Origin of the sequence: Streptomyces chlorus (assembly GCF_042655885.1) — a bacterium.
GTDB lineage: Bacteria > Actinomycetota > Actinomycetes > Streptomycetales > Streptomycetaceae > Streptomyces > Streptomyces chlorus.
On sequence record NZ_JBHSOA010000158.1, the window covers coordinates 1 to 745 of the forward strand.

General features: G+C 64.8%; 1 protein-coding gene. It reads right to left on the minus strand.

The window, feature by feature from the left end:
* A partial coding sequence (locus tag ACFPZI_RS37100) for a TMEM175 family protein (RefSeq protein WP_381371571.1) occupies nucleotides 1–720 on the minus strand: 720 nt, incomplete at its 3' end.
* Between the last annotated feature and the right edge of the window lie 25 nt (nucleotides 721–745).

The window sequence follows — 745 nt, forward strand, 5'->3', positions numbered from 1 at the left end:
GGCATGCGGTCCTGTATCAGGAGAGCCGTCCCGGCCACCGGGCAAACCTTCGCTGGTGACGAAGTAGAAGACAGGGAGCATTACGAACACCGCGATCGCCAGCAACGGTGCGACGAACACCCCAAGGAGGCCGGCGACGGTGTAGGCGACGGCTCCAGCCCAGGAACGAAGCTGTCCGTGCCGCACGTACGTGTCCTCCACATCAGGGTCGAGCAACTCGGGTCGGCGGACGGTCTGTTGGTAGAAGGCCACCCAGCTCAGGCACATCGCTGCGGCGAGGCCGGCGTAGAGAGCGACAGCCACCCGCGCGTCGGAGCCCGTGGGGTCGGCCTGCAGTGCGTCCGCGACCACCGCGGTGGGGAAGGAAAGCGCCGCCGTGGTGAGCAGGAGAAACAGGTTGGCGGCATGTAGTCCGCGGTCCATGGCCCTGATACGCACGAAGGCCTGGTGGTGGTTGAGCCAGATCACGGAAACATAGCCGAAGGACGCCAGGTAGCCGAGGTAGGCAGGCCACTGAGCCAGCAAAGCCTGGCCAAGGCCGCCCGGCTTGTGCGGCGGACCAGCGAGATTGAGGGCCAAAAGCGTGACGGCAATGGCGAACACACCATCACTGAAGGCCTCAGCCCGTGTGGTCTCAGAACGAGAGAACTTGCGAGAGTGGCTCCGGGACAAGATGGCTCCTGAAGTACTTGGCTCATGTCGGATTCGGGCGGTTTTCATCGTCGGCGGCCCCGAGGGCTCGAAC